The organism is Bacillus sp. AFS040349 (assembly GCF_002577655.1).
Taxonomy (GTDB): Bacteria; Bacillota; Bacilli; order Bacillales; family Bacillaceae; genus Metabacillus.
In genome coordinates this window covers 1-23972 of record NZ_NUMC01000113.1, presented here as the reverse complement: position 1 = coordinate 23972, position 23972 = coordinate 1, and the positions used below count along the sequence as shown (strand labels likewise).

Sequence of the window (23972 nt, the reverse complement as noted above, 5' to 3'; positions counted from 1 at the left end):
CGAGAAACATATACTCAGTAAGAATGACATTAGAATAGGAGAATCTAAATGACAAACAACATGTTATCCTTTTATGATCCCTATGTTTATCAGACATTAACAACAATTGTTGGTAAGATGGTTACAGTTCAAACCATAAGAGGTAGCGTTCGTGGTTCCCTGAAAAATGTATTGCCAGATCACATTGTTGTCGAATCTAACGGAACTCCCTTTTTTATTCGAACCCAGCAAATTATTTGGGTTTTTCCTGGTTAACAAATAGGAAGTGGAGGGAAAATAATGTTTAAAAGAATAAATAAATTGCCAATTGAACTTCCTATACCTGAACACGGTGATATGAATGCTGCTGCTGCAGTACAAGAGCTCTTGGGTGGCAAGTTTGGGGAGATGTCTACCTTAAATAACTATATGTTTCAGTCTTTTAACTTCAGAAATAAAAAAAAGCTAAAACCATTCTATGAGTTAGTAGCTAGCATTACAGCAGAAGAAATTGGTCATGTAGAACTTGTTTCTAATACAATTAATTTGTTATCGGTAGGTAATACGTTTCCGGGGGATCCGGATATCACTCCACTCCAAAATGGGAAGGATGCTAGAAACACCCACCACTTTATCTCTACTGCTCAAACGGCTATACCAGGTGATTCGATGGGAAGACCTTGGACTGGTGATAATGTATTTAATAGTGGTAATCTGGTTTTAGATTTAACACATAACTTTTTTCTAGAAATTGGTGCACGTACACATAAAATGAGAGTTTATGAGATGACTGATAACCCAGTTGCTCGAGAAATGATTGGGTATTTACTTGTTCGTGGAGGAACACATGTCCTCGCCTATGCGAAAGCAATCGAAATTGTGACAGGGGTAGACTTAACGAAAATGCTTCCAGTTCCAAATCTTGATAACTCAAAATTTGATTATGCTAGGCCATTCATAGAAAAAGGCTTAAGCAATGTGCTTTACACATGGAGCGAAACAGAATACAGGGATATTGGAATGATTTGGAAAGGAACTAATCCGGAAAATGGGCATCCACTGGAAGTGAAAATTGGTGCTCCTGAGGGGGGACCCATACCAGACTTAGAGGAATTACCTGAAGAATTTGCTCCTGGTATTACTAGGGACGATTATGAATTAATCAAAAAACGTCTAATGGAAAAGTTATAATGAATTTTGCAGGAAATATTAATGAAATTTGGATTTCTTTAGCGAACGGCAGCAGCCACTGTTCGCTATTTTCATTCATACTTCAACAATCCAATTTGACACTTTGATAGAATCAGTTTGAAGTCGTCTTATGACAGTTTTTCCTTGTTTTCAATTCATTTAGGGCAACCATAGCCAATTTTATACCACTAGGTGTTACTAATTGTTCATGGTCGAAGTACGCATTATAGAATTTTAGGATTCATAATTATATAATTACATAGTAAATGGGTGGTGAATCTTGGTGCTAACTCTAAACTGACTTTCACCAACAATCTAATTCTATAACACCCAAAAGGGCTGAAACGAAAGTGTTCCAACCCTTTAAAAAATACCTACTGCATATTTGCTTCAACTGTTTCCTGTGCTTTCTTTAAAGCATCTTCAGGAGATTCAGATTTCTGTCTTAGTACATTATTTAATGTATTGGTATTTAACTCGGTTAGAACATCTGGATATTGTTCTGTTACGTTAATACCATTAATTTCGTCTTTGATCTCAAGTAATGTATCAAAAATATCCGTACCGAAATATTGATAGAATTTGTTATCCTCTTGAACCGCCGGATCTTCCCACACATCCCAACGAGGTGGATCAAAGCCCAGAACTGTCCATAGTTTAATATTTGCTTCCTTAGAAAGTTTTGCAAATGCCAGGAATTCCTTTGCAAGCTCAGCATGCTCAGTTTGATTTGTAACAACGGTACCAGTTCCACCAATACCTACCGAGCGATCTCCACCTTCTTCCCAAGCAGGCATTGGTCGTATCACCATTTTACCTTTTAGGTCAGGCATATAATCTGTGAAACGTCCCATATACCACATTGGCATAGAGATAGATGCCGCTTTTCCTTCATTCATAAATGCATAAAACTCTTCAGCATGTGGCTCGCCACCAGGTGTTAACTCTGCAATTTTATGTGTATTAAGCATATCATTCAACAAAGAAAGTGTTTTGATGTTTTCAGGGCTATCTATTGTTAAATTACCCTCATCATCAAATAAGTCAGAACCTTGTTGACTGATCATTTGCTGGAAAGTAGTTGCATCACCCGTATGAACTGTTGTCATAACAGCATCAGTGTTTTCAACGACCTTTTTACCCGCTTCTACATAGTCATCCCAAGTTTTGATTGAATCTATATCAACACCAGCTTGGTCCATAATTTCTTTGTTATAATACATGACAGTCGCACCAACATGTGTAGGCATACCGTAGTAATTACCATCCTTAGCATATATGTCAAATCTTGATTGGATGAAGTTATCCATTTCTGGTTCAACATATTCATTCATAGGTAAAAGCTGTGGTTCACCTTGTAAAAAGTTCGGAAAACGACCAACTTCAATATCAGAAATATCAGGTGCACCTTTACCAGACTGTAGCGCTAATAATAAGTTGTTATGCATTTGATCGTAAGGGAATGTTTCAGCAACAAGTTTAATCGGTTTATCTGGGTGAAGTTCATTCCAACGAGGAACCGCGTCTTTAAAGAAATCCATGTGCAGTTCAACAAATGTCCAATACTTTAATTCGGTTGCATCTTCAACATCTCCACCTATAACTTCCTTTTCAGTTGCCTCACCAGATGCCGAGTCTCCTCCACCATTACATGCCGCTAATACAAAACACATAAGTAATCCTAAAAGTACCGATAACGACCTTTTCAATTTTCTTCCCCCTTGTTTATCATTTTTAAAAGCCTAGAGTTTTTTCATAACAGAATTAATTCGATAGATTCACCTCCCTTAAGTTTGCTAACTACAGGATAAGCGCTTACAAATTAACAATTATGCATACTCATAGCTGAAAGTATTTTCACTTAGGTAGAAAATAATAGAAACCTCCGCACTTTATAGCGACTTCACCTTTACTCCCTGATCCATTTTAGTAAAGACTCGCAACGTAACCCACATCACCCCTATCCCTAAGGCACTAATCGTGAAAAATGGAATGATTCCCGGATAACTTAAAGATAGATACAATACAAAAAAAATCTTCAAACCACACATGAGGGTATAATGAAGTTTTGATAAACCTACAATAATGGCATTCTTAAGATGCTGTCTCCAGGTAGCTTTATAATGAACAAGCATTGGAAAAGCCCAAATTAATAGAATCATATAGAAGAAAACCATTAAATAAAAGGCAAAAGGAGTTACAATAGAGAACACACTTACCGAATTCTTCATTAATTGAAAATTAAAATACAGAATAACTCCAGTTATTGTTAAAATCCATCCCAATATATTGGCTGTAGCAAATTCTTGACGATATGTTTTCTTAAATGTTTGGAAAATCTTGATATCATGTTCACCCAGAATCCACTTTCGAGCTACACTTAACATAGCGGCAGTAGATGGAAAGATACCTGCTACAATTAGTCCAAGAACTGAATAGAAAATCCACATTACATTCAGCACAACAAGGCGGAAAATCCATTGAAGTATAAAATCTAATTTTGATACAATTTCTTTCCCATTCATATCAATACTCCACCTCTTTAGATCCGAAATAGGTTTATCCCTTCACTCCACCAACTGTAAGTCCTGCAACAAAGTACCGTTGGAAAAAGACAAAGAGAATAATGATTGGAATAATGGTCATAACAGAACCTGCAATGAGCACATCATAATTATTTCCATAAGGTGTTAGTAACGTTGCTAAGCCGATTGGTAATGTAAACATATCGTTCGATCTTAAAACAATTAATGGCCATAAGAAATTGTTCCAGCTTCCTAATCCCTGAAGAATTGCCATTGCTGCCATTGATGGCCCCATAAGCGGTAGCATAATCCTAAAGAAAATTCCATACTCTGTAGCTCCATCAATCCTTGCCGCATCCATTAATTCTTTTGGAAGACCAATGGCATATTGTCTGAAGAAGAATACTGCTATCGGTGCAACTACAGCAGGTAGAATAACAGCTGTGTACGTATTAATTAAATTCATACTAATCATTAATTGGAAGAGTGGAAGCATAAGAATTTCAAATGGAACCATTAAAATAAATAGCACAAACCCAAAAATTAGATTTCTTCCTTTAAAGTCATATAACGCAAGTGCATACCCGACCATTGAAGAGAAAAATAACGATAGTACAATCGTAATCGCTGAAATGGTCAAGCTGTTCATATACCAGCCCCAATAATTACCAGCTTGTGTAAAAATATACGTGTAGTTATTAAAACTTAGTGTACTAGGATCAAAAACCAAGCTAATTCCATTTCTCATTAATTCGGACGAAGGTCTTAGTGATGAAATTAACAAATTTAAAATAGGGAACAACGCAATAAATGAAATGATGCAAAAGCCAATGTTTATTAACCAAACGACTAGTGAACTTTTTTTCTTTTTCATTTACTCATCCCCTTTCTTAAAGGCTCCAGTTAAAATAAGTTGAATGAAGCTAACCGCAAAGATGATTAACATTAAAACAACCCCGATTGCTGCACCAAACCCCATATCATTTTGCTGAATCCCTTGTTGATATAAATAACCAACAACTGTTAATCCAATATTTCCTGGAGAACCTGCTTCCCAGAAAACAAAGCTTTCTTCAAACATTCTAAAACCATTGATGACGGAAATGGTTGTTACAAAGATTGTCACCGGCTTTAAAAATGGCAATGTGACATAGAAAAACTTCTTGATTGTTGATGCGCCATCCATTTCTGCTGCTTCGTATAATTCTTTAGGAACATTTTGAAGAGCAGCTAAGAAATAAAGAATGTTCACACCCATCCAACGCCAACAACATAGAAGAACCATGAGAAACATGCCTGACCAAGCGTTATATCTCCAATCAACAGACTCTAAACCTATCCAATTTAAAATTTGGTTAGCCACTGCTGCATCGGTTTCACCAAACATAAGTCTAAACACCATACCAGCTACAATCGTTGAAGCTAATGCAGGTAAAAACAAAGATGCCCTGAAAAATGTTTTAAATTTAACAAGCTTTGAATCTAGTAATACAGCTAAAATGATTGGTGTTATGACTAAAATGAGAACGGTTAGTAAAACGTAGATTGATGTATTTGATAGTGCCTTATAAAAGGTTGGATTAAGAACCCGCGAATAATTAGACATTCCTATAAATGTTGTTTGTCCTGGAAGTACTCGCTGAAAGCTCATGATGATTGCTTGTATTGAAGGATATAAAGATAAAACCAAAAAAGAAAGGATAAACGGAGAGACAAAAATATACGGTACTACTTTTTTTGAATTGAGAAATTTCAACACTTTATTTGATCTATTTGCTGTTACTGTCATTTCAGGTGATGTATTCTTCGAAGTAGGTAACATGTAAAAAACCTCCCTTTGATACATAGTAGCTGAAAACCTCTTAGGAGCATGCCAAAAACACACAATACATTTTCATCATGGCCTAAGACTGTTTAAAGCGAGATAGAAATGAGTTCTAGAATAAAAGTATGAAAGTCATGTTATTTATAATATTTGAATTACATTAAACGACCTCCCCTTGAGATTAAAATTGACAACGCTTACACTACTAACCAAAAAATATTACATACGTACCAATAATAATGTAATTAATTTTGTACGAACAAATATAAAGATAATTTCTCACCCACTCATACGCATATGTTAGGTACATCTTGATTATAAATAACTGAATATTTAATTTCAAGTACTTTCTGATTATTTTGTATATAATGAAAAATTTGTCTAATCTTGTTATTCGGCTATATTTAGGACTATTTATGCATGCCCTTAAAATAAAACCAGCATTTAACTATTCATCATGACAACTACATTTACCATATTTAACTTGTAAGTATATGTTCACCAATACATATATCTCCTACTAAAAACCACACTCTGGGTTGAAGTTATTGTGGAGATTGAACCCTTCTTATAAGCCAAGGCTGAACCGATAAATTAAGTTATTCCATTGCACTTTTGAAGTTAGAAAAATTTCAAAACAAGTGCAATGATCAAATAGCAAAAAAAGCTTCCCACAAGTTTAGTCAACTTATGAAAAGCCTCTCTTATTTGGTGTGGATAGAGTACAATATTCAATGTATTATTAAATTCCTACTGTAACATCTTTAACAGAATTAACCGTTTTTCACTAGACCGTTAGCAAGATATTAGCAGTTAGAGAAGATACTTTTCTCATTTTTCTACACTTTAATTTTCATAATTCCAATCATTTCAATCAATTGCTTATTGGCATATAATCTCTCTCCCGTATTATCGCTCCAATCCCGCTACCCCGAAGCCCCCAGCTCCAGAATGTGTTGAAATCATACCGCCCGCTTGGATCCATCTTATATTGTGGAATCCATTTTCTTTGGCAATCTCGTCCATCCGCTGCTTGATTCTTTCATCAAACCCTATTGAGTAAATAAAATATAGCTGCTTTCTATCGATGTTGTATGTATTTAAGTAATCACTAAAAAGTTTTTCAGTAGCTCCACTCATATTCCCGCGGTACTTTTTTGTAGACATAAGCTTTCCGTCCTTCAACTCTATGCATGGCTTTATTTTCAACAAAGTCCCAATCAAAGAAGCCATATTACTTACTCGTCCTCCTGCTTTAAGAAACTCAAGACTCCCTGGGATGAAAACCAATCTTGATTTAGGAACGATTGCCTCTACTTTTTCAACTAAATGTTCCGGTTCAATGGAAGGTTCCCTTTCTAGTAACTCAGCAGCATACAGTACAATCGCAGCTAATCCTCCAGTAACGTTCAGAGCATCAATGAGAAAAATATCTTCAAATTCTTCCGCAGCAATAACAGCATTTTGAAAAGAAGAAGAAGCTTTTGATGTATAACCAATATGTACAATAATACAATCTGGGATACTCTCTCTTATATTTGCAAAGAACTCTTGATACTCATGTGAATTTGTGGAGGTAGTAGAGGGTATTTTCTTCGTACGTCCGTAATAGTCATAAATATCCTGTACTGGAAGATAACCATCTAAATAATCTTTTCCATCCATAATGATATGCATTGGAACTATTTGAATATCGTACTTTTCAGCTAAATCACTCGGTACGTCGGCACCGCTTTCGGTCGATAAGATGATCCTTCGCATTCTATTTCCCCCTTGAGTATATTAAGGTCCGCGTTTACTCTTCCAACATTGCGTTTTAATTATACACGAGAAAGCCTTATAGCGTCTGGCATCCTAGAGTTCTCGGAAGGTAAAATTAAACAAAAAGAGACTATCTCCTCAAATCAGGAAGTAGTCTATACATTTACATGACTAGTTTAAAAAAAGGTGAAAAAGATTAACTATTTCTTAGATTTTTGACTCAGGAAATAGTGACGCCCCTGAATTTGTCCAATTATAAACAACTAAAACATGTAAAAAATAGAAAGAGCTTTCCTAAAAGTTTCATCAACTAATGAATATAAGAAATCTATTGGAACAAAATATCCAGGCTGTCGCTGTGATAAATATTTAAATGAAAAAAGGGGCCTGCAATCCCCAGTACGATAAGGCGTTATAGTACTGGGGTCAGTCACATTAATTTATTCAAAAATTTGATTTAGGTCTAATTCTAATCCGGTTAATATATTTACAGAAATTTTATCAACTTTTGTAAAGACTCCTTGAAATTTGTATTGCTCATTGATTAAAAGATATATTTCTACAGATTCGTTAACCGGGTCAACAAGCCAGTACTCTTTCACCCCTGCTTTTTCATAAAGTTGGAACTTTATCCAACGATCTAACTTAACAGATGAAGGTGAAAGGATTTCAATAATCATATCCGGTGCTCCATTGCACCCCTTGTCATCAAGCTTTTTCTGGTCACACACAATCGATAAATCGGGTTGAACAACATTATTTATATCATCATCTTGTTTATTTTCCACTAATAGCCGTACATCAAATGGCGCAAAAAAAACTTCACATTCTTCTTCTCGCAAGAAAATCGAAAAAGCTGTAGATAGCTCTCGGAGAACCTGTTGATGCCTGCGTGATGGAGCAGGAGACATATTAAAAACTTCCCCATCAATTAATTCGAATCTTCCACCTTCGTCCCATGTTAGATAATCGGCATACGAATACTTCTCTTTTTTATCCGGAATGGTCATTAAATCATCCCTTTCAATTCAAGCTTAATCATATTTTAGCATATTCAAGAGCATTACACAGATTCACTTCAAGCACTCATAATATAACAAGTCTTGCCCCAACTGGTCCGTTTACTAAAGAAAGAGGCTTCTCAATAAGTTCAATCAACTAATTGAGAAGCCTCTTTTATAAACCGAATGTTAGCATTTTGTTAGCAAATGACTTTCAACCCTTTCATATCAAGGGTTTAAGGGGCAGATTTCAATGATCTGCTAACACATTAAAATCTTCCTTATTTTGGATCAATATGTATGGCCTTCACTATCAGCATTTTCACGATTTTCTTTATCCTCTGAAGTGACATAACCACTATGTATTATATCTTTGATCATATTTCTGTTAAAAAAGACATTATAATCTGGTGAGATATTTCCTTCAGGGTATGGTACTGCAATATAGTCAAATTGCTTACCAGTACTTGTCTGAATTTGATTATAGCCATAAACCATGACAAGCTTATCCATTTCTTTTAATTTTACGACGGTACCAATCGGAACCAGCTTAGCAGGGTCGAGACTCTCGGTTTGTTCCTCTTCCTTTTCCGATTCGACTTTTTGACTTGCCTTTTGTTCGCTACAGCCTATCAGTGTAAGTACTAAAATAATAAATAAAAAAAAGAACTTTGATTTCATATATTTACACCATTTCCTTGACCTATTTTCAAATCATGTTCCACTTTTTCTTTCATCAGGTTTTCTTCTGGAGAGATGAAACCCTTATATATAACTTTCTCGATTAATTGCCTGTTAAAGAATACATTAAATTCCTCCGATAGATTCCCTTCTGGATATGGAACAGCAATATAATCATAGATTTCTTTCGTTTTAGTTTGTATCTGATGCCTTCCGTAGATCATGACAGGCTTTGTGATATCTTTTAATTTTACAACCGTTCCTATTGGTAAAAGGTCTAATGATAAGTCAGTCACTAGAAATCCCCTCTTTCTTAAAAAATATTGCACGGATGATTAAAGCCGCTATACATGTTCCATATAAAGGAATAAACATAAAAAGTAAAGGAACAAAAAGATCAGAAAGTTGGTCTTTTGGTATACCCCAGAATATCAGTACTGATAAGAAGATTGTTCCACTAATCCCCATAAAAATACTATAAAATAATAACGCAAACCTTGTTGCTTTTTTTACCTGCGGCTTATTTGGAAACATGTTATAAATCTCCACCTTATTAAACACTTTTATAATTACTCATTCTCATCTTTTTCTAGTCCTGCTTTTACGCCAACACCTACACCGTATGCAGCATAGATACTAGTCTCTAAACCTACTGAACCACTTACACCTATGCTTCCTAATGAAATATCTACACCAACAAACGGGTCATAATTAAATCCAAACCATTCCTCTAGTGGCTCATAGCCAAAGAAATTTAGTGGCTCCACCTTTAATTCTACTTTTGCTGCTGAAACTCCAGCTCCTGCACTATATGTATAATCTTCGTAATTTAATTTTGCTTCTCCTTGAGCAAAATTAAATGTACCATTTAATGGTGAGTTTTCGTGCGAAAAAGAAGACTTCGCCACTCCTGCCTCTGACTTAAATCCAATGTTTTGCCCATAAATTGTACTTTTGGTAAAAGATTCCAGACCATAAGGAACAGAAATTCCCATATCGCCATATAAGATTTTCTGGCTAACATGATCTGGAATATCATCCATATTATCAGTGTTAACGACTGAAGCGCCAATTTCTCCCTGAATATTTCTTTCTTCTATATCAGCTTCAAGTGAGTAGCCTGCGTTACCAACTCCATCCGAACCCCAACCATCTTCTACTTTATCTTCAATAGTTATAATGTTATCACTTTTCCTTTTAGTACCTGCTCCATCGGGATTCTGAGCAACTCCTGTACCAGAAATCGCTATGTCCTCAGAGTTAGTCATTATTCTATAGAAGCTATTATTATTTAGATAGAGGAGCTTACGCATAGATTCATATTCACTTGGAACTGTACTACGCAATAACATATAGTCAAAATTTTGCTTTTGATGTAGTGATTGAAGTAAAGACAAACGTTGGGTGAATACACTTGTTTGAACGGTGGAATAATTCCCCACACTTATTCTGCCTGATCTTAAAATACTCTGCATTTCAAGGATATACTGTTCCATCATATGGATATCCTTACCCACGGTTTCTAAGTTTTTACTATTTTCAGTATCAAAGCTAATCAAATCAGTAACTGTTTGATTAATCTCTTTATGGGCATCTTCCGTAGCATTTAGAAAATCTTGATCATTGACTCTAGGTACATGAACAATATCTTCAATAGTGTTTAAGTTCTCATTAGTTTCATTAACTAGTTTCACCAAGGATTTTTCCGATTGAGTTAACCCATCACTTAGTTCCCCTTCTAAGAAACTTTGTTTAATAAGACCATTAGGCTCATTTTCTAAATCTAAAGAACGATCTTTTAGTGTTATAAGTACTTTTTTATAATCTTCAAGAAGAGTAGAATAAAAAGTAAGGAAGGGGATATGTATATCCTGATAGAATAGCCTTATTGCGTCTGCGGTTTTGCCAGTAAAAGAATCTTGATAGTTAAAAAGTTCATTTATCGAAATGATTACTTGGTTCAATTGCGCTTTTTGAGAATCTAATTTGGATATTAAATCAGAAATACTATATTGTAATGAATGGTTATCTAATAATTTCATATGTTATTCTCCAGAGTTTAGAAAGAAAGATTGAGAAATTGATTGATCGGTTTCTTTATTTGACTCAACAGCCTGAATAGCTGATTGATTATTTTGTAAAAGTATGTGTTTATATTCCTCCCGAATTCTCTCTAACATTTGATTTAGTCCATTTATTGTTTTCACAACTTCCAATTCATTTTGTAGGGCAAAATCATCTTTGATTGATGTATCAAAATGCTCATTAGCGTTTTGGATATTCGAGACTAACTTTATGACGTCTTCGTATACAACCTTGATTGGCTGATTCAACGATTTTCAACTCTCCTTTCATTTTCAATCCGAGCTTTCTCCATTTCTATTTTTATTTCTAATGTTTGAATATCTACTTGAATTGAGGAAATTTTATCATCAATCACCTTAATTGCATTCCCTACTTGCGAATAGGTAATGTCTATATAGGAAGACTTTACAACTTCACGTTTATCAACAAAGCTCCTAGCTGTATTCCCATTCCATAGAGAAGCAGTTAATGCAGGTTCATCAACCGATAATTCCTGCTTAACAAGTATATCTTGAAGATTTAGTATAGTAGTTTTCGTATTTTTAAGTCTAATAAGCTGTTCCCTTTTCTCAATTAATTGCTGAAGCAAATAGGATAAATAGGACATATCATATGCTCCTTCCATGAATAATTCGGAAGTTGTTTCGTGTTTATGATATCAAATGGTAATTATTATAATAAATGGGTAATAAAAACCATTTATTGAATTGTGAGTTTTATTCATCATTCGAAATACCTAAATATAGAATAAGAATAGGAGGCCTAGTTTCCCTCTAAGGAATTTATGTAGGCTGTAAATCTTGAAGAGTTATTCGGATGATTAATCAGATCGCGGAAAAGTTACCTTTAGGAATAATAAAAAAGCTCCTCATAAGTTTGGTCAACTTATGAGGAGCCTCTATTAAAACCTCAATGTTAGTAATAACTTGGTTTGAGGGCGTTATTACATCATGCCGCCCATTCCACCCATGCCGCCCATGCCGCTCATATCTGGCATGCCGCCGCCTTCTTCAGGTTTGTCAGCGATAACAGCTTCAGTTGTTAAGAACATAGCTGCTACAGATGCTGCGTTTTGAAGTGCAGAACGAGTAACTTTAGTTGGGTCAACAATACCAGCTTCGAACATGTTTACCCATGTGCCGTTAGCTGCGTTGAAGCCGATGCCAACTTGTTCGTTTTTCAAGCGCTCAACGATAACAGATCCTTCAAGACCAGCGTTGTGAGCGATTTGACGAACTGGCTCTTCAAGAGAACGAAGGATGATGTTAACACCTGTTTGAGTGTCACCTTCTTCTTGAATAGCAGCAACTTTGTTATATACGTTCACTAGAGCAGTACCACCACCAGAAACGATACCTTCTTCTACTGCAGCGCGAGTAGAGTTAAGGGCATCTTCAATACGTAGTTTACGCTCTTTTAATTCAGTTTCAGTTGCAGCACCAACTTTGATAACTGCTACACCGCCAGCTAATTTAGCAAGACGCTCTTGTAATTTTTCTTTATCGAACTCAGAAGTTGTTTCTTCTAATTGAGAACGGATTTGGCTTACGCGACCAGCGATTTGATCTGCTTGGCCAGCACCTTCTACGATTGTTGTGTTTTCTTTTGTAACAACAATTTTAGAAGCGCGTCCTAATTGATCGATGTTAGCTGATTTAAGATCTAAGCCTAGTTCTTCAGTAATCACTTCACCGCCAGTTAAGATCGCAATGTCTTCTAGCATTGCTTTACGACGATCACCGAATCCTGGAGCTTTAACAGCTACAGCATTGAATGTTCCACGAAGCTTGTTCACAACTAGAGTTGCTAATGCTTCACCTTCAACATCCTCAGCGATTAGTAATAGTGGTTTACCTTGTTGTACCACTTGCTCTAATACTGGTAGGATTTCTTGAATGTTTGTGATTTTTTTGTCAGTAATTAATACATATGGGTTTTCAAGAACTGCTTCCATTTTGTCAGAATCAGTTACCATGTATGGAGAAGCATACCCACGATCGAATTGCATACCTTCTACTACTTCTAATTCAGTAGAGAAACCTTTAGACTCTTCGATTGTGATAACACCGTCGTTACCAACGCGCTCCATTGCTTCAGCGATTAATTGACCCACTTCATCATCAGCAGAAGAAATCGCAGCAACTTGTGCAATTGATTCTTTACCTTCGATTGGTTTAGAAATCGCTTGAAGCTCTTCTAATGCAACAGCTACAGCTTTTTCGATACCTTTACGAACTACCATTGGGTTAGCACCAGCAGTTACGTTCTTTAATCCTTCACGGATCATTGCTTGAGCTAAAACAGTTGCAGTAGTTGTACCGTCACCAGCAACATCATTTGTTTTGCTAGCAACTTCAGCTACTAGTTTTGCACCCATGTTCTCGAATGCATCTTCTAATTCGATTTCTTTAGCAATTGTTACACCATCGTTTGTGATTAAAGGTGAACCGTATTTCTTTTCTAATACTACGTTACGTCCTTTAGGTCCTAATGTAACTTTTACAGCATCCGCTAAAGCGTCAACACCACGAAGCATCGAACGGCGAGCTTCTTCGCTAAATTTAATATCTTTTGCCATTTTTACATAACCTCCTCAAGATTATAAAATGTTCTATGATATAGGGCTGTTCTATTAACCGATAACAGCTAAAATGTCGTTTTCACGTAAAATTAAGTATTCAGTACCTTCATACTTCACTTCAGTACCAGCATATTTTGAGAAGATAATACGATCGCCTTCTGCTACTTCAAGCGCCACTTTTTCTCCGCTATCTAGTACACGACCTGTACCAACAGCAACTACCTTACCTTCTTGTGGCTTCTCTTTCGCACTATCAGGAAGGACGATACCACTAGCAGTTTTTTCTTCTGATTCAACTAACTCGATAATAACGCGATCACCTAATGGCTTTAACAAGTGAAACAACCTCCTCAATTTCATAAATAATTGATTAATTTTTCCTTTTTATTAGCACTCGCTAATCTTGAGTGCTAACACAATTAATATATTATATAAGATCCTTTTTAATTTCAAGTATGAAGCTTAATTTTTTTGAGAACTTTTTCTATTATTTTTCGACTCGGCTAACTTCTTATCGAAAACGTTATTATTTCACCATTTTGTCTCATGAAAAGAGATATCATACATAAGATTGAATGTGGGTATGTTACAATAAAGTTTGGTATAATTATTCGTTGTTATATCACCGATGGTTTACAAGGAGGCTAATATGAAAAGGCATTATTGGTTTATTTTATTAACATATATGCTACTACAGCTATCATCGTTTCTAGGAATAAGGTTATTAGACCTATTAAATATAGGAGAAACCACAGTTGAGAGGTTTGCATATTGGACAATCCTCAGCTTTTCATTGGCTTTCTTCATTATTCTCTTTCTTTTAAGACACGAACGTCATACAGAAAGCCGCTTCCGAGGGGAACCATCTTCTGTTGGGGCTTCAATCGGGTGGGCTGTTGCAGGTTTCTTTTTAGCTTTATTTGTACAAAGTGTTGCAGCAAACATAGAAGTAAATGTATTTGGGGTCGAAGCCGGGTCTGAGAACACTCAAATGATTGTTAATGTTATTAAGGTTTCACCCCTGGTTATCATTGTGACCTCAATTTTAGGTCCTATACTTGAAGAAATTATTTTCCGAAAAATTCTTTTTGGGGTACTTTATACTAAAACAAACTTCTTTATTGCTGCTGTTATTAGTTCACTTATTTTTTCACTATTACATGGTGAACCACAGCATGTTCTGTTGTACGGTTCAATGGGATTTACGTTCGCGTTTCTTTATGTTAAAACAAAACGAATACTCGTCCCAATCTTTGCTCATGTCGCTATGAATACAATGGTCGTGATTATCCAGACTGTATTCCAGGAAGATATAGAAAGAATGATGAAGCAAATGGAACAAATGCAAGTAATTATTGGAGGCTTTTTATCATGAGAACTAATCCTATTTCTATGGCCATATTTTATTTGGTCATGGGGTTACTATTTACTTACTTAGCAATAAACAGTGCCGAGAATGGGATCTTTACCTTTCCAACTATTTTATTAATGCTGATCGCAACCTTCGATATTGGTGTTGCGATTCGTATGTTTACTTTATCAAGAAAAATTAAAAAAATGAACATAAAAAAATGAGACTTTTCACGAGTCTCATTTTTTTATGTTTTCTTCTTCAAAACGCATCTTCTGTGCTTTTCGATAGGAAATACGAGAAATCCATATGCTAATTTCATATAAAATAAACAACGGTATGGAAACCATCAAATGGGATGCTAGTTCAGGCGGTGTGATTAAAGCTGCAATAACCAATAATATAAAGTATGCGTATTTCCTAACCTTTGATAAAAACATTGGGGTAACAATTCCTAATCTAGTCAGAAACATTATTACAACCGGTAATTGAAACAGTATACCAAATGGCACCGTTAGCTGTAATAAGAACGAGAAATACTCATTTACTCCGATGACTTGATTAATATCCAAGTCAGTTGATATTCTTTCCATGAAGTCGATCACAAACGGAAATAGGATAAAGTAAGAAAAGGAAATCCCGAGAAAGAATAACATAAGTGAAATAGGAATATAGCTTAGTGTTACTTTTCTTTCTTTTTCATATAAACCTGGACTAACAAACGACCAGAGCTGATACAAAATAATCGGTGAAGTAATAACAAATGCTATTATGAAAGCGAACTTCATATAAACCATTAATGGATCTGTTAAATTAAAAGCATTTAATGTTAGTGATTTTGCTTCATCAGTTTGCTGCAAATAAATAATGATCGGTCTGGAAAGGAGAAATCCGGCAATAACCGCTACGAAAAAGAAAACGACAACAATAACGAGTCGTTTTCTTAGTTCGGTTATATGTTCCATGACCGACATATCATCATGTTTCATATCGGTTCATCCTATCTTACTTGACTTCTTCCTTTTTCTCTTTTTTGCTGTCTTGCTCATCATCATCATCTGCTAAACCTTTTGTTGCATTTTTAAATTCACGAAGTGTATTACCTGCTGCTTTTCCAAGTTCAGGTAGCTTTTTTGGTCCAAAGATAAGTAATGCTACGAATACGATAAGTAAAAGGCTTCCGATTCCTACTGTTGGCATCGAATCCACCTCCTTTTCTGGGCTATTATTTATTTCTCCTCATGAGGATAATGTTTTAAGAAATATACTAGAGACTGTAGCTCCACTGCTAAATCAATATGATGAATTCTTATTTCATCCGGCACGTTTAACCGTGCTGGTGTAAAGTTTAATATTCCTTTAATACCCTTTGTAATGAGACGGTCTGTGATTGATTGTGCAACTGGAGCTGGTACAGTTAAAATCGCAACTGTAACATCATCAGGAAGATGGTTTTCCATCTCATCTAAATGGAAGACCGGTACCCCGCCAATCTCACTACCTACCTTATCTTCGTCTACATCAAAAGCTAGAGAAATAACAGTATTGTTATTTTTAGTGAAATTATAATGTAAAAATGCCGTTCCTAAATTCCCTACTCCAATTAAACATACTTTCGTTATCTCATCTTGATCTAATGTTTTTCTAAAAAAGGATAACAAATAATTCACATTATATCCATATCCTTTTTTTCCAAGAGCTCCAAAATATGAAAAATCTCTTCGGATTGTAGCGGAATCTACCTTTACTGCATCACTTAACTCGGCAGATGAGACACGTTGCTTTCCTGACGAGTGTAAATTTTTTAAAAACCGATAATATAAAGGCAATCTCTTAGCAGTTGCCTGTGGTATTTTCGTTTGGTCTATATTCAATCTTATCCCTCACATTCACACAAACACATATGACAATGCTTATAGGATTTTGGAGATACTAGTAAAATCCATGTCATATTTCGTTTCTTAGGAAATCGCCGCTTTTACCACCTGTTTTCTCTACTAAATAGGTTGGGCCTATAATCATTCCTTTATCCACTGCTTTGCACATATCATAAACAGTTAGTGCTGTTATGCTAGCAGAGGTTAACGCTTCCATTTCAACACCTGTACTTCCTTTTGTTTTCACAGTAACTGAGATCAATAGAGTATAATGATTCGTATCACGAACATCCCATTCAAACTCAATGTTTACACCTTTTATTGAAATTGGATGACACATAGGAATAACCTGTGATGTTTGCTTAGCTGCCATAACTCCAGCTACTTGTGCAACCGATAATACATCACCTTTCCCTATTTCATGGTTGATCATTTTTTCATAAACCTCTTTTGTTACTTGAATACTTGTCTTAGCTTGAGCTGTTCTAACAGTCTCTTCTTTAGCCGAAATATCAACCATCTTTGCTCGGCCTTGTTCATTAAAATGAGTAAACTCTGACATATACAAATCTCCTTAAATTAGACTATACACTATTTTTTAGGTTCTGTCTGTTTTGTTATTGTGACAATTATATGGATACAAAAAGCAAGAATCACCCGTTTAACATCTAAGAGTATATGACACACTTGAATCAAGAGCACTTTTCTTTTCCGTCGACAAAATTCGGGTGGTGACAGGCACCCCAAAACTAAGCTACACTTAAAGCATTAGTAGAGGTGAAAACAATGATATTGTTACAAATAAATCAACTTAGTAAATACTTTGGTGCTGACCCTATTTTATCGAATATTAAGTTGGAAGTACAAACTAGAGATAGAGTTGCGATTGTTGGTCGCAATGGAGCTGGGAAATCAACACTTTTAAAAATTATTTCCGGAGCCATGTCCCATGATTCGGGTGAAATTATTAAGCCTAAAGATGTTTCAATTGGATATTTAGCTCAAGACACCGGACTAGAATCTCAATTATCGATTTGGGACGAAATGAATTTAGTATTTAAAGATCTCAAATCAATGGAACAAGAAATGAGAAATCTAGAACAAAGAATGGCAACAGTTGATCCAAGTAATGAAACACAAAAGTTTGAACAACTTTTAAAAGAATATGACACCCTTCAAGTTAGATTTAAGGAAGAAGGCGGATATCAATATGAAGCTGATATACGTTCTGTTCTTCATGGCCTTGGATTTCATCATTTTGATCCGCTGACAAAAATTTCTTCTCTAAGCGGTGGCCAAAAAACAAGGCTTGCTTTAGGTAAGCTATTACTTACTAAGCCAGATCTATTAATATTGGACGAGCCAACAAACCATCTTGATATTGAAACATTAACCTGGTTAGAACAATATTTACAAAACTATCCTGGAGCAATTCTAATTGTTTCCCATGATCGATATTTCCTAGATAAGATTGTTACACAAGTATATGAAATCAGCCGTCATACAAGCACAAGATATATTGGAAATTATAGTCGATACTTAAAACAAAAAGCTGACTTATATGAAAAAGAGTTAAAAAGCTTTGAAAAACAACAAGAAGAAGTTGCCAAGCTAAAGGACTTTATTCAACGAAACCTAGCTCGTGCCTCAACAACAAAGCTTGCCCAAAGTAGAAGGAAAAAGCTAGAAAAGATGGAGTTAATGAACAAACCCCTTGGCGATGAAAAATCAGCAAGCTTTCAGTTTGATATTAACAGACAAAGTGGAAACGATGTGCTAAAAGCCGATCACATTTCTGTTTCCTATGACAATGTTCATCCTGTTATCTCAAACATTTCCTTTTCTATATCTCGCGGTGATAGCATTGCCTTAGTCGGACCAAACGGAATAGGTAAATCAACTTTACTAAAATCAATCATTCAGAAATTAGATTCGTTGACTGGTACCTTTTCTCTTGGTTCACATGTACAAATAGGTTACTATGACCAGCAACAAGCCGATCTTACATCAAATAAACGAGTTTTAGACGAGCTGTGGGATGAATATCCACAAATGACCGAAAAAGAAATTCGAACAATACTAGGAAACTTTCTATTCTCTGGTGATGATGTATTAAAGCCTGTTTCTGCTCTAAGTGGAGGAGAGAAAGCAAGAGTGGCACTCTCTAAACTGATGCTACAAAAAGCGAACTTCCTAATTCTTGATGAGCCAACAAACCATCTTGATTTAGATAGTAAGCAAATTTTAGAAAATGCTTTAATTGACTTTCCAGGTACAATCCTTTTTGTTTCTCATGACAGATACTTTATTAATAGAATTGCCACAAAAGTTTATGAGCTTTCTAGCACTCATCTTACTGAGTACTTAGGAGATTATGATTATTATCTTACAAAAAAGGAAGAACAACTTGAACATGAACGATTAGAGCAAGAAGGAAATAACTCTCCCACACAAAAAAAATCAGGACAAGAACCTGAGGGGAAATTAAGTTATCAACAAGAAAAAGAATTAAAAAAACTTGAAAGACAAAAGCAAAGAAGAATTGAAGAAATTGAAAATGAAATAAGTGAACTTGAAGGAAAAGTTGAAGGTAACGAAGCCCTGCTTTGTGATCCAGATGTTTATCAAGATCATGAAAAAGTACAAAAAATTAACGAAGAAAATGAACAAATTCATTCCAAACTAGAAGATCTAATGGCAGAATGGGAGCAATTACATTAATTTTTAGGTAATCAACGTAATATTTAATAAACAGCGGGTTCCTCGCTGTTTTTTTATTGTTTCATTCAGAAAAGTAAGATCTCAAAAACGTATTCGACAATCTTCTCTTAAGTTCATGTGAATAACTATTATTTATTCACATCTACACTTTTTATCCACACTACAAATCCTTTATTTCCAACATATCAACAGACTTATACACATTATCCACATATTTTCTTTAATTTGTTTAAGTTATACACATTCTAAAAAACATTGATTTGACAGCATTTTAAATAGTTTTACACAATTCTACAAAAATCGTGTACATTCTGTGGATAACTATGTGAATAATCCTATTTTTATAGAAATTAGGAGATTCTCTGTGAATACACTCAGCTTTTGTCAAAAGAAATAGAAAAAACAGGACCCTCAGATCCTGTTTTATTTTATTTATTTATTCACTTTTGTTGATAAGATGTTAATTCTAAGCCGGGATTTGCATTTAGTGCCAAATCACTTCTTACTCCCTTTTCATATAAAATGCTTCCAGCAGCAGCAATCATGGCAGCATTATCTGTGCATAAAGATAGTGGTGGGATTGTTAATGTTAATCCATCTCTTGAAGAAAATTCTTTTTCTAAAGCAGTTCTTAAACCCTTATTAGCTGCAACACCGCCTGCTAATAACAACTGTTTAACATGATATTTATCCACAGCTTGTGCAGTCTTTGTGACTAAAACGTCGATAACACTTGCTTGAAAGCTTGCTGCCACATCTTTGGGATCAAGTTCAATCCCCTTTTGTTTTGCATTGTGGAGTGTGTTAATAACGGCAGATTTAAGGCCACTAAAGCTAAAATCAAAGGACCCTTCACTTAGCCAAGCCCTTGGTAAATCGATAGAGGCTTGACCTTCATGAGCTAATTTATCAATATGAGGACCACCCGGGTATGGAAGGCCAAGAGTTCGTGCGACCTTGTCATAAGCTTCCCCGGCAGCATCATCGAGAGTTTCACCAATTACCTCAAAATCTCCATGCTCTCTCATATATACTAATTCTGTGTGTCCACCGGAAACCACCAGAGCAAGTAAAGGAAATTCCAATTCATGAATAAGTCGATTAGCATAAATATGGCCGGCAATATGATGGACTCCTATTAAAGGAATACCCTGTGCAAAGGCTAAGGCTTTTGCTGCATTAATGCCTGTTAATAGTGCTCCTACTAGTCCAGGTCCTTCAGTAACTGCAATTGCTGATAGATCCGCAAAAGTAAGATCTGCTTGTTTCATTGCTTCCTCAAAAACAATTGTTAATTGCTCAACATGATGTCGGGAAGCAATCTCTGGAACTACCCCACCAAACCGTTTGTGACTTTCAATTTGTGATGCAACAACATTTGCGACAATTTCACGGCCGTTTTTAATAATCGCAGCAGCAGTTTCATCACAGCTTGTCTCTATTCCCAGTATATATTGGTCTTTTTCAATCATATTAAATTCACCCACATTACTAAAGCATCTTCTTGATTATCTGTATAATAACGCTTCCTTATACCACCAGGTAAAAATCCCACCTTTTTGTATAGGGACTGTGCGATGTGATTAGACACTCTAACCTCTAAAGATAGTCTTTTTGCATTCATTTCTCTACTTAATTGAATAGTAAATCTTAAAAGAGCTTCACCTATATTTCTCCCTCTGTATTCAGGGTGAACTGCTATATTTGTTATTTGGGCATCATCCATGATGACCCATAAGCCACAATAGCCAACCACTTTACCATCCAGTTCAACTACTAGATATTTGGCAAATAAATTTTGCTCAAGCTCATAATATAGAGATTCCTTCGTCCATGGTGCTGAGAAAGATTGACACTCTATTTGATATACTTCTTCAATATCTTCTCTTACCATTTTTCTTATTGTAAACTCGTTATCCACAATAGCCACCATCTTATTTTTGCTGTTCTAGCCATTTCGCTTCAGCTTCAGCTAGTCTTATGTAATTTGGTACAAGACTATGAACATCTTCAGCATTCTTTTTAAGCCCTATAATTGCTAACTCACTTGGTCTCGGATTATGCAGAGCTACTTGTGCACTTTCCGCCATTTCACCAAGTACATGTGTAATTGCTTTCTCATGTATAGGGAGATCATTACCTAGAAATAGAATACGCTCATTTTTAGACTTTAACATCTCTAACCAATCTGTTAACAATAAATTTTGATCATTCTCCACAGTAACTAATTCCTGATTATCATATTGATATAAACCTGTGTAAACTTGTCCTCTTCTAGCATCAAATATTGGAGAGATCAGTCCATTAAAGAAACGCCCATTTGCCGCCAATATTTCCAAGCTTGAAACACCTACAATGGGAAGTTGAAGGGCCCATGCCATTGTTTTAGCAATTGAAACACCAATCCGAACACCAGTATAAGACCCAGGACCAGTTGCTACAATAATTTTATCTAGCTGTTTCGGTGTTATATCACAATCACTTAAAAGTCTTTCAACAGCTGGCATTGCTCGTACAGAATGGTTTTTCTTTAAATTTGTGATATATTCTCCAATGACTTTATCTTCTTCAACAATTGCGATTCCCAACACATTATTGGTTGTATCAATGGCTAATGCTTTCATCATTTAACTCCTTACACAGTCCAACATAATAAGATCCCTTAGGACTCATGATAATCGTTCTTGTTGTATCATCTACATAAAGAATTTTTATATCTAACCGTTCACTAGGTAACTGTTCTTCTATCAGATGAGCCCATTCTACAACAGTAACTCCACTTGCATGAAAATACTCATCGAAACCTAGGTCCTCATCAGAATCTTCTACTCGATAAACATCCATGTGATATAAAGGCAGTCGTCCATCATGATATTCCTTTATAATAGTAAATGTCGGGCTGTTAACATTACGTTTAATCCCCAACCCCCTTGCCAAGCCTTTAGTAAAAGTAGTCTTACCGGCACCTAAATCTCCCTCTAAAGTAATGACAGCATTGGGCTCTAGTTTTTTTGAAAGATTTATGGCAATCATAGTTGTATCTTCAGTACTTTTTGTTATAAACTCATATTTTTCCACTCTTCTACTCACCTTACTTATTTCTGAAGTGGTTATACCCTGATTTTTCAATTCTGACTAATTCTTGATTAACAGTCTGTAGCATAACTCCAGAATGTTTTTGATCTACTAAACCAATTTGTGTTATTTTCAAATCCATTTTATCACAAGTTTGTTTTAACTTTTCCCATGAGTTCCGTGAGGTGGTCCCGACTAATTCAAAATCTTCGCCACCATAAAGAATCCATTTGTAAATATCATTTGATGAACTCAATGATAAAAGTTCATCACTGACAGGAAGCTGATCTTTAAAGACTGTTATACCAACATTACTTGCTTCACTAATTTCATTTAATTCACTAGCTAGCCCATCACTAACATCATTTAATGAAGCGCGATATAATCCACCTATAAGTCTACCTGCATTTACACGAGGTGTAGGCTTTTTATGACGGTTTATAAGGTATTCTTTCGATTGTTGATTATGTATTTGTACGTGATCTAATAAAATAGCTAAACCTGCAGATGAATCTCCTACATTACCTGTTACAAAAACAATATCTCCATCACAAGCCTTGTTTCTAAGAGTCTGTGTTTCTTGTTCAACTTCTCCTATAACAGTAACCGATATAACAAGTTTGTCAGATGTAGAAACTGTATCTCCACCTAATAGATCCATTTTATATTCCTTTGCAAGCTCGTCCATGCCTTTATAAATCCCTACTAGTTCCTCTTCTTTCCAACTAGAGGGAACAGTAATAGAAACTAGATAATAAAGAGGGATACCTGCCATAGCAGCAATATCACTAATATTAACTGCCAATGCTTTATAGCCTATTTCAAAAGGAGTAGATAAATGTTTAAGAAAGTGAACTCCTTCTACCATAGTATCTACACAAACAACTTGGTTGCGATTCAGACTCGGTTCGTAAACAGCTGCATCATCCCCAATTGCTACTTTTACATTCTTTTGAAAAGTACGATTTGGTTTTACTTTAAGAATAAAATCAAATTCATCCATTTCATACTCCATCTTTTTTAGTTATTCGCTAATATTACGAAAAAACCTTAGGAATTGTTTCCTAAGGAGTCACTGTTAGCGTGTAAGCATTTAAACTTAGTTTAACCAAGTTTTATCTATTCTATCGTACCATATAAGGCTTTATGGTGGTATTATTTAAATTCTTATCTATGTACAAAAATATTATGAATAAACATAAAAAAAACGAAACATCATTGTTTCGCAAGCAATCAATATATGGCGGTCCGGACGGGACTCGAACCCGCGACCTCCTGCGTGACAGGCAGGCATTCTAACCAACTGAACTACCGGACCA

General features: G+C 35.4%; 28 protein-coding genes and 1 tRNA gene. 5 read left to right on the top strand and 24 right to left on the bottom strand.

Translation table 11 applies throughout. The features are described from left to right. The first annotated feature begins 48 nt into the window (after positions 1–48). Complete coding sequence (locus COD11_RS21305; protein ID WP_098798924.1) at positions 49–255, top strand: YuzF family protein; 207 nt, start codon at positions 49–51, stop codon at positions 253–255. A 24-nt stretch (positions 256–279) separates the two neighbouring features. After that, a complete protein-coding gene (locus COD11_RS21300) occupies positions 280–1170 on the top strand; it encodes a manganese catalase family protein (RefSeq protein WP_098798923.1) in 891 nt (296 codons plus the stop codon). A gap of 374 nt (positions 1171–1544) precedes the next feature. Here the strand turns inward: COD11_RS21300 and COD11_RS21295 are convergent, their stop codons facing one another. The 14 genes from COD11_RS21295 to groES form a co-directional block, all read right to left on the bottom strand. Next, a complete protein-coding gene (locus COD11_RS21295; protein ID WP_442920010.1) occupies positions 1545–2879 on the bottom strand; it encodes an ABC transporter substrate-binding protein in 1335 nt (444 codons plus the stop codon). A 183-nt stretch (positions 2880–3062) separates the two neighbouring features. Then, positions 3063–3695: a YesL family protein gene (locus COD11_RS21290; RefSeq protein ID WP_098798922.1), complete on the bottom strand. Its 633-nt coding sequence runs from the start codon at positions 3693–3695 to the stop codon at positions 3063–3065. A 34-nt stretch (positions 3696–3729) separates the two neighbouring features. Then, positions 3730–4569 carry a carbohydrate ABC transporter permease gene (locus COD11_RS21285; RefSeq protein WP_098798921.1) on the bottom strand — a complete coding sequence of 280 codons (840 nt, stop codon included), beginning with the start codon at positions 4567–4569 and terminating at the stop codon, positions 3730–3732. Then, on the bottom strand, positions 4570–5517 hold the full coding sequence (locus tag COD11_RS21280; protein ID WP_098798920.1) for a carbohydrate ABC transporter permease: 948 nt from the start codon (positions 5515–5517) through the stop codon (positions 4570–4572). It lies immediately after the preceding gene. Positions 5518–6429: 912 nt separating this feature from the next. After that, the gene (locus COD11_RS21275) at positions 6430–7281 is read right to left on the bottom strand and encodes a DegV family protein (RefSeq protein ID WP_098798919.1); all 852 of its coding nucleotides are present in this window, start codon (positions 7279–7281) and stop codon (positions 6430–6432) included. Between the two features lie 440 nt (positions 7282–7721). After that, on the bottom strand, positions 7722–8291 hold the full coding sequence (locus COD11_RS21270) for a Uma2 family endonuclease (RefSeq protein WP_098798918.1): 570 nt from the start codon (positions 8289–8291) through the stop codon (positions 7722–7724). Between the two features lie 282 nt (positions 8292–8573). Further along, positions 8574–8963, bottom strand: a complete 390-nt coding sequence (locus tag COD11_RS21265) for a DUF4176 domain-containing protein (protein ID WP_098798917.1) — start codon at positions 8961–8963, stop codon at positions 8574–8576. Then, the gene (locus tag COD11_RS21260; RefSeq protein WP_098798916.1) at positions 8960–9259 is read right to left on the bottom strand and encodes a DUF4176 domain-containing protein; all 300 of its coding nucleotides are present in this window, start codon (positions 9257–9259) and stop codon (positions 8960–8962) included. Before COD11_RS21260 ends, COD11_RS21265 begins: the two co-directional genes overlap by 4 nt. Then, on the bottom strand, positions 9252–9497 hold the full coding sequence (locus COD11_RS21255) for a hypothetical protein (protein ID WP_098798915.1): 246 nt from the start codon (positions 9495–9497) through the stop codon (positions 9252–9254). The genes COD11_RS21260 and COD11_RS21255 overlap by 8 nt, the downstream gene beginning before the upstream one ends. 35 nt (positions 9498–9532) lie before the next feature. Continuing rightward, on the bottom strand, positions 9533–11005 hold the full coding sequence (locus COD11_RS21250; protein WP_098798914.1) for an LXG domain-containing protein: 1473 nt from the start codon (positions 11003–11005) through the stop codon (positions 9533–9535). 3 nt (positions 11006–11008) lie between these two features. Further along, a complete protein-coding gene (locus COD11_RS21245) occupies positions 11009–11296 on the bottom strand; it encodes a DUF5344 family protein (RefSeq protein ID WP_098798913.1) in 288 nt (95 codons plus the stop codon). After that, entirely contained in the window at positions 11293–11655 is a 363-nt protein-coding gene (locus COD11_RS21240; protein ID WP_176551190.1) for a YwqH-like family protein, read from the bottom strand. The genes COD11_RS21245 and COD11_RS21240 overlap by 4 nt, the downstream gene beginning before the upstream one ends. A gap of 336 nt (positions 11656–11991) precedes the next feature. Continuing rightward, positions 11992–13626, bottom strand: a complete 1635-nt coding sequence (groL, locus tag COD11_RS21235; RefSeq protein WP_098798911.1) for a chaperonin GroEL — start codon at positions 13624–13626, stop codon at positions 11992–11994. Between the two features lie 54 nt (positions 13627–13680). Next, positions 13681–13965, bottom strand: a complete 285-nt coding sequence (gene groES, locus COD11_RS21230) for a co-chaperone GroES (RefSeq protein ID WP_026561982.1) — start codon at positions 13963–13965, stop codon at positions 13681–13683. 313 nt (positions 13966–14278) lie between these two features. Here groES and COD11_RS21225 point away from each other — a divergent pair, with 313 nt between their 5' ends. Together COD11_RS21225 and COD11_RS21220 are read left to right on the top strand one after the other, a co-directional pair. Further along, complete coding sequence (locus tag COD11_RS21225) at positions 14279–15004, top strand: CPBP family intramembrane glutamic endopeptidase (protein WP_098798910.1); 726 nt, start codon at positions 14279–14281, stop codon at positions 15002–15004. Continuing rightward, a complete protein-coding gene (locus COD11_RS21220) occupies positions 15001–15204 on the top strand; it encodes a YdiK family protein (RefSeq protein WP_176551189.1) in 204 nt (67 codons plus the stop codon). Before COD11_RS21225 ends, COD11_RS21220 begins: the two co-directional genes overlap by 4 nt. 15 nt (positions 15205–15219) lie before the next feature. Here COD11_RS21220 and tatC read toward each other — a convergent pair whose 3' ends face one another. The 4 genes from tatC to moaC all read right to left on the bottom strand — a co-directional run bounded on the left by tatC (position 15220) and on the right by moaC (position 17419). After that, the gene (tatC, locus tag COD11_RS21215) at positions 15220–15969 is read right to left on the bottom strand and encodes a twin-arginine translocase subunit TatC (protein WP_098798908.1); all 750 of its coding nucleotides are present in this window, start codon (positions 15967–15969) and stop codon (positions 15220–15222) included. Between the two features lie 16 nt (positions 15970–15985). After that, positions 15986–16180, bottom strand: a complete 195-nt coding sequence (locus COD11_RS21210) for a twin-arginine translocase TatA/TatE family subunit (protein ID WP_098798907.1) — start codon at positions 16178–16180, stop codon at positions 15986–15988. Positions 16181–16209: 29 nt separating this feature from the next. Next, entirely contained in the window at positions 16210–16854 is a 645-nt protein-coding gene (locus tag COD11_RS21205; RefSeq protein WP_098798906.1) for a redox-sensing transcriptional repressor Rex, read from the bottom strand. A gap of 73 nt (positions 16855–16927) precedes the next feature. Beyond that, positions 16928–17419, bottom strand: a complete 492-nt coding sequence (gene moaC / locus COD11_RS21200) for a cyclic pyranopterin monophosphate synthase MoaC (RefSeq protein ID WP_098798905.1) — start codon at positions 17417–17419, stop codon at positions 16928–16930. A gap of 224 nt (positions 17420–17643) precedes the next feature. Here moaC and COD11_RS21195 point away from each other — a divergent pair, with 224 nt between their 5' ends. Further along, the gene (locus tag COD11_RS21195; RefSeq protein ID WP_098798904.1) at positions 17644–19578 is read left to right on the top strand and encodes an ABC-F family ATP-binding cassette domain-containing protein; all 1935 of its coding nucleotides are present in this window, start codon (positions 17644–17646) and stop codon (positions 19576–19578) included. A 440-nt stretch (positions 19579–20018) separates the two neighbouring features. On the opposite strand, the gene tsaD is transcribed toward COD11_RS21195, so the two are convergent. The 6 genes from tsaD to COD11_RS21165 all read right to left on the bottom strand — a co-directional run bounded on the left by tsaD (position 20019) and on the right by COD11_RS21165 (position 23971). After that, positions 20019–21050, bottom strand: a complete 1032-nt coding sequence (tsaD, locus tag COD11_RS21190; RefSeq protein ID WP_098798903.1) for a tRNA (adenosine(37)-N6)-threonylcarbamoyltransferase complex transferase subunit TsaD — start codon at positions 21048–21050, stop codon at positions 20019–20021. Beyond that, entirely contained in the window at positions 21047–21499 is a 453-nt protein-coding gene (gene rimI, locus COD11_RS21185; protein ID WP_442920009.1) for a ribosomal protein S18-alanine N-acetyltransferase, read from the bottom strand. The genes tsaD and rimI overlap by 4 nt, the downstream gene beginning before the upstream one ends. Positions 21500–21512: 13 nt before the next feature. Next, positions 21513–22202 carry a tRNA (adenosine(37)-N6)-threonylcarbamoyltransferase complex dimerization subunit type 1 TsaB gene (gene tsaB / locus COD11_RS21180; protein WP_098798901.1) on the bottom strand — a complete coding sequence of 230 codons (690 nt, stop codon included), beginning with the start codon at positions 22200–22202 and terminating at the stop codon, positions 21513–21515. Next, positions 22183–22656, bottom strand: a complete 474-nt coding sequence (tsaE, locus tag COD11_RS21175) for a tRNA (adenosine(37)-N6)-threonylcarbamoyltransferase complex ATPase subunit type 1 TsaE (protein WP_098798900.1) — start codon at positions 22654–22656, stop codon at positions 22183–22185. The genes tsaB and tsaE overlap by 20 nt, the downstream gene beginning before the upstream one ends. A gap of 13 nt (positions 22657–22669) precedes the next feature. Beyond that, positions 22670–23656, bottom strand: a complete 987-nt coding sequence (thiL, locus tag COD11_RS21170; RefSeq protein WP_098798899.1) for a thiamine-phosphate kinase — start codon at positions 23654–23656, stop codon at positions 22670–22672. 238 nt (positions 23657–23894) lie between these two features. After that, positions 23895–23971: transfer RNA gene (locus tag COD11_RS21165), tRNA-Asp, on the bottom strand. Between the last annotated feature and the right edge of the window lies 1 nt (position 23972).

Coding starts and splice junctions, on each gene's coding strand:
- COD11_RS21305 (WP_098798924.1), top strand. CDS start 49: ATGACAAACAACATGTTATCCTTTTATGATCCCTATGTTTATCAGACA.
- COD11_RS21300 (WP_098798923.1), top strand. CDS start 280: ATGTTTAAAAGAATAAATAAATTGCCAATTGAACTTCCTATACCTGAA.
- COD11_RS21290 (WP_098798922.1), bottom strand. CDS start 3,695: ATGAATGGGAAAGAAATTGTATCAAAATTAGATTTTATACTTCAATGG.
- COD11_RS21285 (WP_098798921.1), bottom strand. CDS start 4,569: ATGAAAAAGAAAAAAAGTTCACTAGTCGTTTGGTTAATAAACATTGGC.
- COD11_RS21280 (WP_098798920.1), bottom strand. CDS start 5,517: ATGTTACCTACTTCGAAGAATACATCACCTGAAATGACAGTAACAGCA.
- COD11_RS21275 (WP_098798919.1), bottom strand. CDS start 7,281: ATGCGAAGGATCATCTTATCGACCGAAAGCGGTGCCGACGTACCGAGT.
- COD11_RS21270 (WP_098798918.1), bottom strand. CDS start 8,291: ATGACCATTCCGGATAAAAAAGAGAAGTATTCGTATGCCGATTATCTA.
- COD11_RS21265 (WP_098798917.1), bottom strand. CDS start 8,963: ATGAAATCAAAGTTCTTTTTTTTATTTATTATTTTAGTACTTACACTG.
- COD11_RS21255 (WP_098798915.1), bottom strand. CDS start 9,497: ATGTTTCCAAATAAGCCGCAGGTAAAAAAAGCAACAAGGTTTGCGTTA.
- COD11_RS21250 (WP_098798914.1), bottom strand. CDS start 11,005: ATGAAATTATTAGATAACCATTCATTACAATATAGTATTTCTGATTTA.
- COD11_RS21240 (WP_176551190.1), bottom strand. CDS start 11,655: ATGTCCTATTTATCCTATTTGCTTCAGCAATTAATTGAGAAAAGGGAA.
- groL (WP_098798911.1), bottom strand. CDS start 13,626: ATGGCAAAAGATATTAAATTTAGCGAAGAAGCTCGCCGTTCGATGCTT.
- COD11_RS21225 (WP_098798910.1), top strand. CDS start 14,279: ATGAAAAGGCATTATTGGTTTATTTTATTAACATATATGCTACTACAG.
- COD11_RS21220 (WP_176551189.1), top strand. CDS start 15,001: ATGAGAACTAATCCTATTTCTATGGCCATATTTTATTTGGTCATGGGG.
- tatC (WP_098798908.1), bottom strand. CDS start 15,969: ATGAAACATGATGATATGTCGGTCATGGAACATATAACCGAACTAAGA.
- COD11_RS21210 (WP_098798907.1), bottom strand. CDS start 16,180: ATGCCAACAGTAGGAATCGGAAGCCTTTTACTTATCGTATTCGTAGCA.
- moaC (WP_098798905.1), bottom strand. CDS start 17,419: ATGTCAGAGTTTACTCATTTTAATGAACAAGGCCGAGCAAAGATGGTT.
- COD11_RS21195 (WP_098798904.1), top strand. CDS start 17,644: ATGATATTGTTACAAATAAATCAACTTAGTAAATACTTTGGTGCTGAC.
- tsaD (WP_098798903.1), bottom strand. CDS start 21,050: ATGATTGAAAAAGACCAATATATACTGGGAATAGAGACAAGCTGTGAT.
- tsaB (WP_098798901.1), bottom strand. CDS start 22,202: ATGAAAGCATTAGCCATTGATACAACCAATAATGTGTTGGGAATCGCA.
- thiL (WP_098798899.1), bottom strand. CDS start 23,656: ATGGATGAATTTGATTTTATTCTTAAAGTAAAACCAAATCGTACTTTT.